Genomic DNA, 16165 nt, shown 5'->3' on the forward strand with positions numbered 1-16165 from the left:
GCCGGGCAAGCCCGGCTTTTTGACGTCAGAAGCTGCGATAAACAGGGTACTTGAGGTATTCCTGGTCGTAATAATGGCTCTTTTCGTAGAACCAACGCAGGCGGGCGTTTGGATCGGCGGCAAAGTCCGGATCCTTGAGAGCATCGTCAAAAGCCTTTTTCAGCTCAGGATCTTCGGCCAACATCCGCGCCGCCATGGGTTCTACCGCATACTGCTCCATGTATTCGGTGCGGGTGAAGATGGGATTGAACAGGCCCCATTGCAGCAATGAGTCCGGGGACTGGGGTTCCAGCAGCAAAATGGCAAGGTCGCCCAGTGCCTGCTCTGTGCTGATTTTGATGGTGCCAACAGGTAATGTGGTTTCAACCTTGTTCAGGCTGACGTCGGCACTGACCCGCTGGCGGCCTTCATAGTCTTTGGCGCCAAATTGGGGGTTGCTGAAACTGTACTGACCCAGTGTCAGTTGCTGTGGTTGCTGCAGTCGCTCATAGCGGATACCGTGGGTTTCCAGCTTGGCTATGACTTCCTGCCATTGGGGCAACACATAATAGGCCTCGGGGCGGCTGACGCTGATATCGGGCACTGTATTGCCGATAACCGGCAGCTGTTCGTACAGCACGGGCTCGCCCGTCCAGCGCACCACATCGGCACCGGAAATGGGGCTTTTTTCCACCCGATAACCTATGCCTTTGAAGTCCCACCCCTTTGGCTGAAGTGCTTCTTTCCAGGTCAGGGTGACTTGCTCAGGGAAGGCAAAGCTGTCGGCCATGATGGCGGCCTTGAGCGCGGTTGCCTGCTCGCCCACCGTCTTCAGGGTTTGTTCCAGCATCACGTACGTGCCCAGTACCCTCTGTTTGAAGGGCTTGAGGCTGTGGTTTTCTATCAATATGGTCGGCAGGTGGCGGGCATCACCATAGCCATTGGAGTAGCGGGGCGATGCACTCCACAGCGACATGCCCCTGGTCATATCGCTGTTATCCAGGGCAAACACCAGAGGACCGGGAATATGACCTGCGCGGGTCAACGCCGATTCTATGTCCGGGCGATATTCACCGTCGAGCCAGGCAAACGCGGCCGGACTCAATCCCTGGCTCAGGTTGTAACCGAAGGTCACATCGTACTGGTAGTCTATGCCATCGGTGACGTGCACATCGATATAGAGGCTGGGGTTCCAGTCGTTGATGGCGGTCAGCATCAACTGCATCTCTTTGGTATCGGCCTTGGCGTAGTCACGGTTGAGGTTAAGGTTGCGCGCATTGGTGCGCCATCCCATGGTGACGGGGCCGCGCTGGTTTACCCGGTTATATTCGCTGGCGCGCTCGTGGGCATCCACACTGAAGATGGGCACAAACAACAGATTTACCTTGTCCAGCAGGGCACTCTTGCCCCCCATTTCGATATCCCGCAGCAGCATCATGCCCGCGTCTTTACCGTCGATTTCACCGGAATGGATGCCAGCCTGCACCAGCACACTGGGCTTGCCTTGTTTTTCCAGCTTGCCCGGGGTATCAGCCCCCTCTTTGCTGGCAACAATCATCCAGATGTCACGCCCCTGAGGGCTCTTGCCCAGACTCACCTTTGACAGATATTTGCTGCGTTTAACCAACTTGTCGAGCCAGGCCATGGTGGCTTCGTAGTCGGGACTCTTGAGGCCGCCACTCTGCTCAAAAGGAGTCGCCCATTTACTGTCGCGCGCCAGCATCAGGGCTTCACTGGCACCTTGCCAGGTTTCAATCGGGGGCAACACGGCATCGTTAACGAATTGATTGGCAACAACGGGGGCAGACCAAGCGGGCGCAGCGCTCAGCAAGGCAAAAGAAAGTAAGGTGAGGGACGATTTTATGGGGAAGAATGGCATGGACCAGGCCTATGATGGCAGTAAAAATCAAAGGCCTATCTTTTCGTAATTGGCTGGTCTTAGCAAGAGGCATTACAACCGTTTTTGCGTGAATAAACAGCAAATTCTGTTTAGGGGAACTGACAGGGGATTAAATGTAATTATGCGCTTTTTGTTGGTTGTGCCTGCTCTGGAATCCTGTTGACTGCTTAAGGAGGTGGTATGTCCCTACTCAGGCAAAGAAGCTTTGGAAGCGCTACAGCAAGGTTAAGGCGGTGAATGGGGTCAGCACGGGTATTTGAACGCGGGATCTGCATGTACGAAACGGAGCTCTGTTGCAGCAGCGCTGTTTAACCGGCACTGATTTGACAGTTAAAAATGGCTCCTGCGGGAGCCATTTTTTTGCTGGACCAGTGGCAAGGAGGCCTTTATTCATCCGTTTGGGTCACTGAAATTTTGCGAACGCCAGCGGCCTTTACTTTATCCATAACCCCCACCACTGTGCCATGCAGGGTTTCGCCGTCGGCCTGGATAAGTACGGCAGCCCCCGGGGTTTCGGCCAGTTTGCGCTCAATGTTGGCAGTGACCCTCTCCATGTCCACCTGGCGCCCCTCCATGGTTATCAGCCCGGTTTTACTGACGGTGATCAGCACGTTGTCCCCCTTGGCGCGGGACTTTTGCGCCGATTCAGGCTTGTCGTAGTCAATCCCCATGGGCTTGACGAATGAGGTGGTGACAATGAAAAAAATCAACATGATGAAAATGATATCCAGCATGGGGGTCATATCGACCTTGGCTTCCTCATGCTCGGCAGCGTATTTTTTAAATGCCATATCAATTCCCCCTATTGCGCGGTCACTTTTACTGCACAGCTGGAGCAGTTATTGCTATCGGTTTGCGTGGAAAAGAAGCTGATAATTTATACATCGCATTGTCCTAATGGAATGTCCATCGCTTTTCACTCATATCAGTGAGTGAATGCTAAATCAGTGACGAGGCTCACTTTTATGGGGGATTTGTGCGCGGACAAAAGGGCTGGCAGAGGGTTGGATTCAGTCAGCGCCAGTCTGAATTGTGTCGCCGGGAACCAAGGCTAGGGTATGCCCCTGTCCTTGGTATTCCAGCCATAGCACACAGGATGGATTAACCCTTACTTGCGTGAAGGCTCAAACGCCGCGTAGCGGGGGAGCTCGGCATCAGGGTCGTCCCAGTTGGCCTTTGAGGTAATAAAATTATGGGATAGGGGGCGCTCGATAATGTCGGAGTCGAGGGAGCCGATTCGCAGGCGATAACGGCCCGGGTATTTGGCGTTGGCGCTGTAAATCGGCGAGGCGCAAACCTGACAAAAATATTTCCGCTTGCCCGGCTCGCTTTCGTAGAAGGTCAGCTTATTGTCAGCATCACTGAGGTGCAGATCGCTTGCTGCGATAAAACCGTTGGTGGCATAAGCGCTGCCGGTGGATTTGCGGCACAGGGAACAGTGACAATGAATAATGTCGCTGATGGCCCCGTTAAGGGTGTAATGGATAGCGCCGCACAAACAACTCCCTTTGTACATAAGGTCCTCTGCAATCTGATAAGTATGAGCCAGGGTGGCTCATTATCTTAACCTTGTATCAGGATTGCCTAAAGCAGATAAACCGTCGGATGGCTTGCGCTGGCGTGTTCATGGAAGATGTCGTCCAAGTAGGTGGTCAATTCTTCGGGTTCCAATGCGGCGGGGAGGATGACGTCATAAACCGGGCCCGTGCCGGACAGCAAAAATAAACGCCATTCTCCATTGTCACGGTGTGATGATATGGGTTTACCAAATACATCAAAGAGTGCGGGGTATTTGAGCGTAAATCACAGGATTTGCCTGTTGCGGACAATAAAAAACGGCCCCCGCAGGAGCCGTTTTAATGCTTTTTACATCAAGATGCTATCAGGCCTTGGGGCCGGCGTTCTTGATGGAGTCAGGTACCTGATACTTGGCAAAGTTGGCCTGGAACTCTTCAGCCAGCTTCTGCGCGTATTCCTGGTACTTGGCCTTGTCGGCCCAGGTGTTTACCGGATTCAGCAGGGCTGTTTCAACACCTGGAACGGCCACAGGCACTTCCAGATTCAGCTTCTCCAGGTGAACGGTTTCAACACTGGCCAGTTCGCCGCTGACGATGGCATCAACGATGGCACGGGTGGTTGGGATGTCGAAACGCTTACCCACGCCATAAGGACCGCCGGTCCAGCCGGTGTTCACCAGATAAACCTGGCTGCCGAATTCTTCGATACGCTTCATCAGCAGTTCGGCGTAAACACCGGCTGGGCGTGGGAAGAATGGGGCACCGAAACAGGTAGAGAAGGTTGACTGGATGGCGGCGGTTGAGCCCATCTCAGTAGAACCTACTTTGGCGGTATAGCCAGACAGGAAGTGGTATGCGGCCTGTTCCTTGGTCAGCTTGGACACTGGAGGCAGCACACCGGATACGTCACAGGTCAGGAACACCACGGCGCGTGGCTCACCGCCACGGTTTTCTTCCTGGCGCTGGGCAATGTGTTCCAGTGGGTAGGCGGCGCGGGTGTTTTCGGTCAGGCTGGCGTTTTTGTAATCAGGTACGCGCTTGTCGTCCAGTACCACGTTTTCCAGCACAGTGCCGAAACGGATGGCATCCCAAATTACCGGCTCATTCTTCTGGCTCAGGTCGATACACTTGGCGTAGCAGCCGCCTTCGATATTGAACACGCTGCCGGGTGCCCAGCCGTGCTCGTCGTCACCGATGAGGAAACGCTTGGGATCGGCGGACAGGGTGGTCTTACCGGTACCGGACAGGCCGAAGAACAGGGTGGTGTCGCCGTCTTTGCCTACGTTGGCGGAGCAGTGCATTGGCAGCACGCCCTTGGCAGGCAGCAGGAAGTTCTGCACGGAGAACATGGATTTTTTCATCTCACCGGCGTACTTGAGACCGGCGAGCAGCACTTTGCGCTCGGCAAAGTTGATGATAACTGTGGCTTCTGAGGCTGTGCCATCGCGTTCTGGCTCACACACGAAGCCAGGGGCGTTCATGATTTGCCAGGTGGGCTTGCCGGCCTGATTGAAGTGTTCAGGGATAATAAACAGGTTGCGGGCAAACAGCTGATGCCACGCATATTCGGTGGTCACTGTCACTGGCAGGTAGTGCTCTGGATCGGCACCGACTTCCAGATCGGACACGAACACTTCTTTGTCGGCCAGGTAAGCGGCTACGCGATCCCACAGGGCATTGAAGGCCTCTGGAGCGAAGGGCTTGTTGACGTTGCCCCATTCGATATCGGCTTCAGAACCGGCTTCTTTGACGATGAAGCGGTCATTGGGAGAACGGCCTGTACGGGCTCCGGTTTTGGCAACCAGGGCGCCATTGGCGGTTAATTCTCCTTCACCTCTTCTCAGCGCCAGTTCTACCAGCTCGGCCGTTGAGGGATTACGGTGTACGCGGTTAATTCCTTCCGCCATAGGTAAGGTCTCCAAATATCAAGAGGTTTTATTTTATGGGTACCGATCTGTGTTGCCGGTTTGTGGTGCGCCTTGATTTATCGGGTCGGGCGCCCGCGGCGATTGTAACTTAAGCGGCCTTGAATGTGTGAGCCGGATCTGAAAAAACGTCAAAAAAAACGGACGCCCCCGGGCGTCCGTTATCAGTCGGTGATCTGGCTCACTGTTTGGTGGCCTGTTCATCTGACAGGGGCACATTGGCATAGAGGGCTTCTATGTCGATGGCATCAAATCGGTAGAAGGTATTACAGTATTCACAGCCCAATTCCACCTGACCCTGCTCCGCCAGTAAGGACAGGATTTCTTCCTTGTCTATGCTGCGGATGGCACTGGCGCTGCGCTCGCGGGAACAGGTGCACTTGAAGCTGATGTCGATGGGGTCAAACAGACGTACCTGCTCTTCGTGGTAGAGACGATGCAGCACTTCTTCGGCTGGCAGTTCCAGCAACTCTTCCTGCTTGATGGTGGCCGTGAGGGTTGTCAGGTGTTCGTACTCGGCGTTGTGATCGTCTTCGCTTGGCAATACCTGCAGGAAGATACCAGCGGCGCGTTCGCCATCGGCGAACAGCCAAATGCCTGTTGGCAGCTGCTCGGATTGCAGGAAGTACTCCTGAATGCATTCGGCCAGAGTGGGTTTGTCCAGCGCGACTACGCCCTGGTAACGCTCGCCGTCGTCCGGTGTCAGTGTGATAACGATATAGCCGTCACCGAACAGGTCCTTCAGGCTGGCGTCATCGGCCAGAGTGCCTTCCCAACGCGCCACACCGCGCAGTTGCTGGTGATTATTGCCATTGATCACGGCCAGTGACACAGGACCATTGCCCTGCACCTGCACGGCGATATCGCCACTGAACTTGAGGGTGGCCGTCAGCAGTGAGGTTGCGGCCATCAGTTCGCCAAGGAAGCGGCGCAGCACGGCGGGATACTCATGGGCATTCACCACGGATTGGTAAGCATCGGCCAGTTGCACCAGTTCGCCGCGCACGTCGGCATTTTCAAACAAATAGCGGTATAAAGTGTCTTTGTTCATCACGTTAATCTTCATGCGCCAGGCGCTGGGTTAATAATCGCCGGACTTGGCCCTCAGCAACTCACGGCGCTGTTTCTTATCAGGCTTGGTGTCCGGTGACGGATTGTTCAATATATTCAGGCGTCGAGCCTCGGCATTGGCGGACCGTTTTTGTATGCTCTGCGCCGTTTCTTCATACAGGGTTTGCGCCAGAGTGGCATTTTGTCGCTGTTCCGACAATTTTTTAATGACCACCTCTTTTTCGTCATATCCCTGACGTATCTTAAGCACAGCACCCACTTCCGCATTCTTGCTGGATTTGGTGCGGGCCCCGTTGTAATGTACTTTACCGCCGTTAATCATTTCCTTGGCCAGTGCTCGGGTCTTGTAAAAACGAGCGGCCCAGAGCCATTTATCGAGGCGGACGGATTGCAGTATTGGATTCCCGGATTCCATAAATGCCTCCACTTTTGCAAACATTTGCTACATATAGATAGTGGCCGGATCACGTTGTGCAGGTTCATGCGCTTGATCCCTACGCAGAATTGCCATTTTAGCGGCCTGCCTCACACCCTTTTTGGGCGCGCAAAGTTAGCATAAATGGCGAAAAATCGCCACAGCCTGCGCTGTTATGGGGTTGTTGCCATCAAGTGGCTGAGTTAGCATGTTGCAGGTTTTCCTAAATTATTCTAATCAGAACAGAGACCTGTAAGAGGGTCCATAAATTATGGATTTATTGGATAAAGTTATCGCCCGGGCAGGAAGCATCCCGCACAAGCCTCTGAGTCGGCTGGTCTTTTGGCTGGCTTTCGCGGCTTGTTGCTATCTGGCAGCTCAGATCAGCTGGCGCTTGGTACCTGCCCAGACTGAATCAGCGGCCTGGCGTCCCAATCCCCCTTCCTCCGGTACCAACGGCAACAGCGGTATCGATGTCGATGGTCTTAAGTCTCTGTCTCTCTTTGGTAAAGCTGACACCAGTAAACCCAAAGAGCAGCCGGTGCAGGAGGTGATTACCGATGCACCCAAAACCTCGTTGTCGATTGTGCTGACCGGTATCGTGGCCTCCACCGCCGAACAAAAAGGCTTGGCTATCATCGAGTCGGGTGGCAGTCAGGAAACTTACGAGCTGGGTGAAAAAATCAAGGGCACTTCGGCTTCACTCAAGGAAGTGTATGCAGACCGGGTGATTATCACCAACGCGGGACGCTACGAAACCCTGATGCTGGACGGTGTGCCATACACCAGCGGCGCCAGTACACCCACGATAAACAACACTCGCCAGCGCGGCTTTGAAGATGAGGTACGCCGCATCGACAAGCGCCGTGATGAAGATGTCGCGGCAGAGCTTTCATCCTCACGGGACGAACTGCTCGCCGACCCAAGCAAGATAACCGATTACATTTCGATTTCGCCGGTTACCCAGGGCGAAGAGCTGGTGGGTTACCGCTTGCAGCCCGGTAAAGATCCCGGACTCTTTTCCCAGGCAGGTCTCAAACCAGGAGATCTGGCCAAATCCATTAACGGCTATGATTTGACTGTCAGCACCCAGGCTCTGGAGCTGATGGGCCAGCTGACTGAACTGACCGAAATCTCCGTCATGGTAGAAAGGGAAGGTCAGCTGATTGAAATCATGTTCAGTTTGCCGCAATAAGCGAAGTTTTAGGGGACAATAATTAGATGAACAATCAAGGATTCCGACGCAAACTGATCGCCAGCCTGGTCGCTGGTACAGTGCTCCTTTCGCCTGCGATTGCCTGGTCTGCTTCCAACGAGCAGCTGGCGCCAAGTTTCAAAAATGCCGAAATTCAGGAATTTATTAATACTGTTGGTAAACGACTGAACAAGACCATCATTGTCGATCCGACCATCCGCGGCAAAATCAACGTCAGAAGTTACGATAACCTCACCGAGGACCAATACTTCCAGTTTTTCCTGAACGTGCTCCAGGTGTATGGCTATGCTGTGGTGGAAATGGAAAATGGCGTCCTTAAGGTCATTAAAGACAAGGATGCCAAGACCTCCAACATCCGTGTAGCAGATGACAGTGCCCCGGGCTTGGGAGATGAATTGGTCACCCGCATCGTGCCCCTGTACAACTCCGAAGCCAAGCAGCTGGCACCGCTTTTGCGTCAGCTTAACGACAACGCCGGTGGCGGTAACGTGGTTAACTACGACCCGTCCAACGTACTGATGCTCACCGGCCGTGCTGCCGTGGTGAACAAGTTGGTGGAAATCGTTAAACGTGTAGATAAACAGGGCGATACCGAAGTTCTGGTCGTGCCTTTGCAGCACGCCTCCGCTTCTGAAATGGTGCGGATTATCGATACCCTCTACCGCGCTTCCGCCAACCAGGCACAGCTGCCCGGTCAGGCCCCCAAGGTGGTGGCTGATGAGCGTATTAACGCCGTGGTGATCAGTGGCGATGAAAAGAGTCGCCAGCGTGTAGTGGAATTGGTGAAACGTCTGGACGCCGAGCAGGCCAGCACAGGCAACACCAAGGTGCGTTACCTGCGTTATGCCAAGGCCGAAGATTTGGTTGAAGTGCTGACCGGCTTTGCCCAAAAACTGGAAGAAAGCAAAGACAACGGCGCACAGCAAGCTTCGGGCAAGCGTCGCAGCCAAATCAATATCATGGCGCACACAGACACCAATGCTCTGGTCATCAGCGCCGAGCCTGACCAGATGCGTACCCTAGAAAGCGTCATCAATCAGCTCGATATCCGCCGTGCTCAGGTGCTGGTGGAAGCCATCATTGTGGAAGTGGCAGAAGGTGACGATGTGGGCTTTGGTGTGCAGTGGGCCACTGAGTCCGGTGGCGGCACCCAATTCAATAATCTGGGCCCTACCATTGGTGAAATTGGCGCCGGTATCTGGCAGGCCCGGGGCGAAGAAGCCTCCGAAGTGACCACCATTGACGGCAACGGTAACCCAATCGTTTCCAAGAACCCTGAAAAACGTGGTGATATCACCTTGCTGGCACAGGCGCTGGGCAAGGTGAATGGCATGGCGTGGGGTGTGGCCATGGGCGACTTTGGTGCCCTGATTCAGGCCGTGTCCTCCGATACCAACTCAAACGTGCTGGCTACGCCTTCCATCACCACTCTGGATAACCAGGAAGCTGCCTTTATCGTGGGTGATGAGGTGCCGGTACTGACAGGGGCGCAAAACTCCAGCAACGGTAACTCCAACCCCTTCCAGACGGTTGAACGTAAGGAAGTGGGTGTGAAGCTGAAAGTGACGCCACAAATCAACGAAGGCAATGCAGTGAAGCTGGCCATTGAGCAGGAAGTGTCTGGTATCAATGGCAAGACGGGCGTAGACGTGACCTTCGCTACCCGCCGTTTGACCACCACAGTTATGGCTGACTCCGGCCAAATCGTGGTGCTGGGTGGGTTGATCAACGAAGAGGTGCAGGAGAGCGTGCAGAAGGTGCCTATCCTGGGCGATATTCCGCTGCTTGGCCATCTGTTCAAGTCGTCTTCCAGCGGTAAGAAAAAGAAAAACCTGATGGTGTTTATCAAACCCACCATCATTCGTGATGGCATTACCATGGAAGGCATCGCCGGTCGCAAATACAACTATTTCCGTGCCCTGCAGCTCGAGCAACAGGAACGTGGCGTTAATCTGATGCCCAATACCAGTGTGCCCGTGCTTGAAGAGTGGGATCAGTCGCAGCATCTGCCACCGGAAGTGAATGACATCCTTGACCGCTACAAAGAAGGCAAGGGGTTGGACACCGACATGCGTGAAAAGGACGCCGCACTGAATTACATCAACGAGAACAAGTAACGGGCGGCCTATGAGTGACATCAATCAGGGCGAAGTGCTGGAACGCCTGTCCGATGAACTTGGCGTAGAGGCCGAGACCCAGGTAGACGAGGCGTTTCGCTCCAATAGCCGCGAGCGACTGCCCTTTGCCTTTGCCCACCGTTTTGGCTTGGTGCTCGCCAAAGACGAACAGGGTGTGCTGGGGCTGTATTACACAGACAAAACACCGCTGGCCGCCTTGTTGGAAGTGCGCCGCTACGCCGGTGAAGCCGTGCCATTGCAACGACTGGAAGCTTCGGCCTTCGAGGCCAGACTGACCCAGGCGTATCAGGCCAATTCTTCTGAAGCGCAGCAGCTGATGGAAGATATTGGCAATGAGATGGACCTCTTCACCCTGGCCGAAGAGCTGCCTCAGACCGAAGATCTGCTGGAAGGCGACGATGATGCGCCCATTATCCGGCTTATCAACGCGCTCCTGTCGGAAGCCATTAAAGAAGAGGCGTCGGACATCCACATCGAGACTTACGAGAAGCAGCTCGTGGTGCGTTTCCGGGTGGATGGGGTGCTCAAAGAAGTGCTCAAACCCAACCGTAAGCTTTCGTCACTGCTGGTCAGCCGTATCAAGGTAATGGCTCGTCTGGACATCGCAGAAAAACGCGTGCCACAGGATGGCCGTATCTCATTGCGTATCGGTGGCCGAGCCGTGGATGTGCGGGTGTCGACCATGCCATCGAGCCACGGTGAACGGGTGGTACTGCGTCTGCTCGATAAAAATGCCGGTAATCTGGATTTGGCTCAGCTTGGGATGACTGAAACCATTCGCGAGCAATTCGATGAGCTTATCCGCAAGCCCCACGGTATCCTGCTGGTGACTGGTCCTACAGGTTCGGGTAAGAGTACGACTCTCTACGCGGGCCTCACCGAAATCAATTCCCGTGACACCAACATTCTCACGGTGGAAGACCCCATCGAATATGAGCTCGAAGGTATAGGTCAAACCCAGGTCAACACCAAGGTCGACATGACTTTTGCCCGCGGCCTGCGTGCCATTTTGCGTCAGGACCCTGATGTGGTGATGATTGGGGAAATCCGGGACCTGGAAACGGCTCAAATCGCGGTGCAGGCGTCCCTTACGGGTCACCTGGTGATTTCTACTCTGCACACCAACACTGCATCCGGTGCTATTACTCGATTGCAGGATATGGGGGTTGAGCCCTTCCTGGTGTCGTCCAGTTTGCTCGGTGTATTGGCCCAGCGACTGGTACGGACCCTGTGCCCAAGCTGTAAGGCGCCCCATGTGCCCGATGAGCGAGAGCGTGAACTGCTGGGTATTGGCGGTGGTGATGCGGTTATCTACCGCGCCACCGGCTGTAAGGCCTGTGGCCATAATGGTTATCGCGGTCGTACCGGTATCCACGAGCTGCTGTTGGTGGATGACACTGTGCGTGAACTTATCCATGGTGGCAGGGGCGAGCTGGCGATTGAGAAATACATTCGTCAATCGGTTCCCAGCATTCGCCACGATGGTATGCAAAAGGTCCTGGCGGGCATTACCACCCTCGAAGAAGTACTGCGGGTGACCCGCGAGGAGTAAGGCATGCCGGCTTTTGAATACAAGGCGCTCGATGGCAAGGGCAAACAGCAAAAAGGGGTGATTGAGGCAGACAGTGCCCGTCATGCCCGCAGTCAGCTGCGCGATATGCGTCTGATGCCGCTGGAAATCGAACCTGTTGTCGAAAAGGAAACCAAGGCCAAATCCGTTGGCTTCAGCCCCTTCAAGCGGGGGATCAGTGTGGCCGAGCTGGCATTGATCACCCGTCAGATTGCCACCCTGGTGGCCTCTGGCTTACCGGTGGAAGAAGCCCTCAAGGCAGTGGGCCAGCAGTGTGAAAAAGACCGTCTCGCTTCCATGGTGATGGCGGTGCGCTCTCGGGTGGTGGAAGGCTATTCTCTTGCCGACTCCATGGCCGAATTCCCTCATATTTTTGATGATTTGTATCGCTCTATGGTGGCCTCGGGTGAAAAATCCGGTCATCTGGAAGTGGTGCTCAATCGTCTGGCCGATTACACCGAGCGGCGTCAGCAGCTCAAGTCCAAACTGACCCAAGCCATGATTTACCCTGTGATGCTGACCTTGGTGGCCATTGGCGTGGTCGCCGTGTTGCTTGCGGCCGTGGTACCCAAGGTGGTGTCTCAGTTTGAACATCTGGGGCAGGAGTTGCCTGCGACCACTAAGGCCCTGATGGCATCGTCAGCCTTTGTGCAGGACTATGGCTTGTTAATTATGGTCTTGGTCGTGGTCGCCTTTGTGGTGTTTCAGCGTTTGCTCGCCAACGACAACTTCAAGATGAAGTACCATCAGTTTCTGCTGCGTCTGCCGGTGGTTGGCCGGGTCAGTCGCAGCATCAACACGGCCCGCTTTGCCCGCACCCTGAGTATTCTCAGTGCCAGTGCCGTGCCGCTGCTGGATGGGATGCGTATCGCCGGAGAGGTGATGCAGAACTTAAGGGTGCGCGAAGCGGTCGAAGAAGCAACGGCCCGAGTGCGCGAGGGGACCAGCCTGGGGGCGGCCCTGACCAACACCAAGCTGTTTCCGCCCATGATGCTCTATATGATTGCCTCGGGCGAAAAGAGCGGTCAGCTCGAAAACATGCTCGAGCGTGCTGCGGATAATCAGGACAGGGAATTTGAGGCCAATGTGAATCTGGCGCTGGGGGTATTTCAACCGGCGCTGGTGATCAGCATGGCTGCGGTGGTGCTCTTTATCGTACTCGCCATCCTGCAACCTATTCTGGAAATGAACAATTTGATTGGTGGCTAAGTACCACCTCAGCGGTTTTTACAAGGAGAAAGCGTCAATGCAAAAGCGCAAGCAACAAGGTTTTACCCTGCTGGAAATCATGGTGGTTATCGTGATCTTGGGCCTTCTGGCCGCCATGGTGTTGCCAAACGTGTTGGGTAACAAAGAGTCTGCCGACATCAAGAAAGCGGTAGCCGATATCGTCGCTCTGGAAAATGCTCTGGACATGTACAAGCTGGATAACAGCGTCTACCCCACCACTGAGCAGGGGCTGGATGCTTTAGTACAAAAGCCAATCATGTCCCCTGAGCCGCGTAACTACCGTGACGGTGGCTATGTGAAGCGTCTGCCTCAGGATCCATGGCGCAGTGATTACATGCTGCTGAGCCCTGGTGAAAACGGCAAAATTGATATCTTCAGTGCCGGCCCAGATATGCAGCCAGGAACCGAGGATGATATCGGTAACTGGAACCTGCAAAAGTACCAATAATGCGGGTGTGATGTGAGACAACGCGGTTTTACCCTGATAGAAGTCTTGCTGGTGGTGCTACTGATGGGCATCGCCGCGGCTTCGATTACCCTGAGTTTGCCGGGCTCCGGGGTAAAACCTGTGCTGGATAAGGCTGCGAGTCAATTTCTCGTGGCCACTGATTTGATTCGGGATGAGGCCGTGCTCAGCGGCCAGTTTCTTGGGGTGGTTGTCGATGAGGATAACTACCAGTATGTGGTGTATCACGAAGGCAAGTGGCACAAGCTCGAGAATGACAGGTTACTGGCTGCCAAAGCCATGGAACCCGGTATTCGTATGAGCCTGGTGGTGGAAGGCTTACCGCTGGATCAGGAAGAGGAAGACGAATCCTGGTTTGATGAACCTTTTATCGATGAACCCACGGCCGAGCAAAAAGCCAAAAACCCCGAGCCGCAGATACTGGTATTCCCCAGCGGCGAGATGTCCGCCTTTGAATTGACCTTCCTTGGCAGAGACGATGTGGGCCAGGAAGTCGACGTGCTGATAAGCGGTGATGCTCTGGGTCGACTCAAGCTGGGGAGGGGTGACGATGAAACGCCTTAACTCGCAACCTCAGACTGGGAAGATGAAATCGCGGGGGATGACGCTGCTGGAAGTCATGATGGCACTGGTCATCTTTTCCATCGCTGCCATCTCGCTGACCAAGAGTATGAGTGAGATGATGGGCAATCTGCCCATTCTCGAAGAGCGTACCCTGGCACAATGGGTCGCTGACAATCAGATGGTGGATGCCAAACTGGAAAAAGGCTTCCCCTCCATTGGTAAAAAAGACGGCGAAGTGGAATTGGCTGGACGTACCTGGTACTGGCGCAAAGAAGTGGTAAAGACCACAGATGATAATTTTCGCATGATCCGCATTAAGGTCAGCGACGATGACAGATATTCACGGACTCTGGCCGAGATAAGCACTTATGTCTTTAAGAGAGAATAAGCCTCAGCGGGGTTTTACCCTGATTGAGATGCTGCTGGCCATTGCCATCTTTGCCTTGTTGGGGCTGGCGGCAAATGCGGTGCTGGGGACTGTGCTGAAAAATGATGAAGTGACTCAGGATTTCAGCAACCGATTGCGTTACCTGCAGCAGGGATTTGGTGCCATTGAGCGTGATTTGGGGCAAATGGTGGCCCGCACACCGAGACTGCTGGAAGGCGGCCGTGGCACAACAGTGCTTCAGTCGGGCAGCGATATGCTGGATAGCGAGAGTGAGGCCTTGTCCTTTTTTCGCATCGGTTGGCTCAATCCCGATGGCAAGTTGCCCAGAGGCAGTTTGCAGTCCGTGGCGTATGTGGTTATTGCGGGCAAGTTGGAGCGTTGGTACTACCCGTATCCGGAACCTGAGTTTGGGGCACAGCCGCTGAAAACCGTGCTCTTTGATAAGGTGTTGTCGGTGGAGTACGCCTTCTTTGTGGGTGATAAGTGGGAAAAGCGTATCGAGGCGACCACCCTGCCGGAGGCCATTGCCATGGAAGTCGAACTTGAGGGCATAGGCAAAATCCAGCGTAAGTTTTTGCTGCCCAAAGGCAGTATGCCCAAGTCAGATGATGACGAGGGTAAAGACAAGGGTGACGACAGTTCAGGTGACGGCACCGAAAATGGCAGTGGCAACAGCCCGGGTAACGGCTCCGGAGCAGGCAAGGGCAATCCCGATGAGTCAGAGGACGATAACGGTCCCCGTGGCAGGGAGGACATCTGATGCGTAAACAGCGTGGTGTCGCTCTCATCGTGGTTTTACTGATTATCGCCATCGTGGCTGTGATAGCCACCAACGTGACGGCACGTAACCAAATCAGTATGCGCCGCACCATGAATCTGGCCCAGTACGATCAGGGTTACTGGTACGCACTCTCTGCCGAGGAGTTGGCCCGCAAGGTGCTTAAACAGGACTTGGATGACAGCGAAGGCAAGGTGCATCTGCAGCAGTACTGGGCACTCGCCAACGTGGTGTTTCCGGTACAGGGCGGGGAAATCGCCGGCAAGATTTCTGATATGCGGGCCTGTTTTAATCTCAACGCCCTGTCAGTGGAATCAAAAGAGGTCGAAAACGGGCAACCCCAGTTGCCGCTGGCGGCCAAGCAGTTCAAAGCCTTGCTGGTGGCTTTGGGTGTGGATGATTTTGGCGCCGAGCGCCTGACCCATACCCTGAAAGATTATTTGGATGAAGACACTGTCACCAGCCCCTTTGGTGCAGAGGATGCGGAGTACGAGTCCAGGCCTGCGCCTTACCGCGCGGCCAATACTCTGATGAATCACAAGAGTGAACTCAGGGCCGTGATTGGATTTACCGAAGAGGTGTACCGCAATCTGTCACCTTATGTGTGTGCCATACCGGGCAATGACAGACAGTTGCTGAACATCAACACCCTCAAGGTAGAGCAGGCTGCACTTCTGGTGGGTATGCTGGACGGGCAGCTCAGTGTGGGTGAGGCCGAAAGCATTATCAATCAGCGGCCATCGGAAGGGTTCGACAATCTGGATGAGTTTTGGCAACTGACCAGCGTAAAACCGGACGATAAGCTCAAGTCCAGCATAGTGCTCGACAGCAAGTTCTTTCTGCTGGAGGCGGGCTCGAAATTGGATGACCGGATTTTCAGGCTCGACAGCGTGCTGGCCCGAACGAGTGGTAACCATATGGACACCCTGACACGCCAATACGGCGGCCAGCAATAGCGCATGGTGATACAGAATAACAATACAGCCTCCCCAAAGCGGGGGCCGGAGA

15 protein-coding genes and 1 pseudogene are annotated in these 16165 nt (G+C 54.5%); 9 read left to right on the plus strand and 7 right to left on the minus strand.

The features are described from left to right. Window positions 1-25: 25 nt before the first annotated feature. From SAMA_RS00820 to hslR, 7 genes and pseudogenes are all read right to left on the minus strand, one after another. Window positions 26-1858 carry a M14 family metallopeptidase gene (locus SAMA_RS00820; RefSeq protein WP_011758284.1) on the minus strand — a complete coding sequence of 611 codons (1833 nt, stop codon included), beginning with the start codon at window positions 1856-1858 and terminating at the stop codon, window positions 26-28. Between the two features lie 407 nt (window positions 1859-2265). Beyond that, window positions 2266-2670 carry an ExbD/TolR family protein gene (locus SAMA_RS00825; protein WP_011758285.1) on the minus strand — a complete coding sequence of 135 codons (405 nt, stop codon included), beginning with the start codon at window positions 2668-2670 and terminating at the stop codon, window positions 2266-2268. A 317-nt stretch (window positions 2671-2987) separates the two neighbouring features. Next, on the minus strand, window positions 2988-3395 hold the full coding sequence (locus tag SAMA_RS00830) for a GFA family protein (RefSeq protein WP_011758286.1): 408 nt from the start codon (window positions 3393-3395) through the stop codon (window positions 2988-2990). A gap of 68 nt (window positions 3396-3463) precedes the next feature. Continuing rightward, window positions 3464-3646, minus strand: a pseudogene (locus SAMA_RS19950) (DUF7661 family protein); the annotation flags it as partial. Window positions 3647-3761: 115 nt separating this feature from the next. Beyond that, window positions 3762-5303: a phosphoenolpyruvate carboxykinase gene (locus SAMA_RS00835; protein WP_011758287.1), complete on the minus strand. Its 1542-nt coding sequence runs from the start codon at window positions 5301-5303 to the stop codon at window positions 3762-3764. 199 nt (window positions 5304-5502) lie between these two features. Then, window positions 5503-6372 carry an Hsp33 family molecular chaperone HslO gene (hslO, locus tag SAMA_RS00840; protein ID WP_041409995.1) on the minus strand — a complete coding sequence of 290 codons (870 nt, stop codon included), beginning with the start codon at window positions 6370-6372 and terminating at the stop codon, window positions 5503-5505. 30 nt (window positions 6373-6402) lie between these two features. After that, complete coding sequence (gene hslR / locus SAMA_RS00845) at window positions 6403-6807, minus strand: ribosome-associated heat shock protein Hsp15 (RefSeq protein WP_011758289.1); 405 nt, start codon at window positions 6805-6807, stop codon at window positions 6403-6405. 271 nt (window positions 6808-7078) lie between these two features. Here hslR and gspC point away from each other — a divergent pair, with 271 nt between their 5' ends. From gspC to gspK, 9 genes are read left to right on the plus strand one after another with little or no spacing between them, the layout of a single operon-like run. Then, a complete protein-coding gene (gene gspC / locus SAMA_RS00850) occupies window positions 7079-8002 on the plus strand; it encodes a type II secretion system protein GspC (protein ID WP_011758290.1) in 924 nt (307 codons plus the stop codon). Between the two features lie 26 nt (window positions 8003-8028). Continuing rightward, window positions 8029-10140: a type II secretion system secretin GspD gene (gspD, locus tag SAMA_RS00855; protein ID WP_011758291.1), complete on the plus strand. Its 2112-nt coding sequence runs from the start codon at window positions 8029-8031 to the stop codon at window positions 10138-10140. A gap of 10 nt (window positions 10141-10150) precedes the next feature. After that, the gene (gene gspE / locus SAMA_RS00860; RefSeq protein ID WP_011758292.1) at window positions 10151-11713 is read left to right on the plus strand and encodes a type II secretion system ATPase GspE; all 1563 of its coding nucleotides are present in this window, start codon (window positions 10151-10153) and stop codon (window positions 11711-11713) included. Window positions 11714-11716: 3 nt separating this feature from the next. After that, complete coding sequence (gspF, locus tag SAMA_RS00865; protein ID WP_011758293.1) at window positions 11717-12940, plus strand: type II secretion system inner membrane protein GspF; 1224 nt, start codon at window positions 11717-11719, stop codon at window positions 12938-12940. 37 nt (window positions 12941-12977) lie between these two features. Next, the gene (gspG, locus tag SAMA_RS00870) at window positions 12978-13409 is read left to right on the plus strand and encodes a type II secretion system major pseudopilin GspG (RefSeq protein ID WP_011758294.1); all 432 of its coding nucleotides are present in this window, start codon (window positions 12978-12980) and stop codon (window positions 13407-13409) included. 12 nt (window positions 13410-13421) lie between these two features. Further along, window positions 13422-13991 (plus strand): type II secretion system minor pseudopilin GspH, encoded by a 570-nt coding sequence (gene gspH, locus SAMA_RS00875; RefSeq protein WP_011758295.1) that lies wholly within the window; start codon window positions 13422-13424, stop codon window positions 13989-13991. 22 nt (window positions 13992-14013) lie between these two features. Further along, on the plus strand, window positions 14014-14379 hold the full coding sequence (gene gspI, locus SAMA_RS00880) for a type II secretion system minor pseudopilin GspI (protein ID WP_011758296.1): 366 nt from the start codon (window positions 14014-14016) through the stop codon (window positions 14377-14379). Further along, window positions 14360-15139 carry a type II secretion system minor pseudopilin GspJ gene (gspJ, locus tag SAMA_RS00885; RefSeq protein WP_011758297.1) on the plus strand — a complete coding sequence of 260 codons (780 nt, stop codon included), beginning with the start codon at window positions 14360-14362 and terminating at the stop codon, window positions 15137-15139. Before gspI ends, gspJ begins: the two co-directional genes overlap by 20 nt. Continuing rightward, on the plus strand, window positions 15139-16113 hold the full coding sequence (gene gspK / locus SAMA_RS00890) for a type II secretion system minor pseudopilin GspK (protein WP_011758298.1): 975 nt from the start codon (window positions 15139-15141) through the stop codon (window positions 16111-16113). Before gspJ ends, gspK begins: the two co-directional genes overlap by 1 nt. Window positions 16114-16165: the final 52 nt, after the last annotated feature.

It is taken from the genome of Shewanella amazonensis SB2B (assembly GCF_000015245.1).
Lineage (GTDB): Bacteria > Pseudomonadota > Gammaproteobacteria > Enterobacterales > Shewanellaceae > Shewanella > Shewanella amazonensis.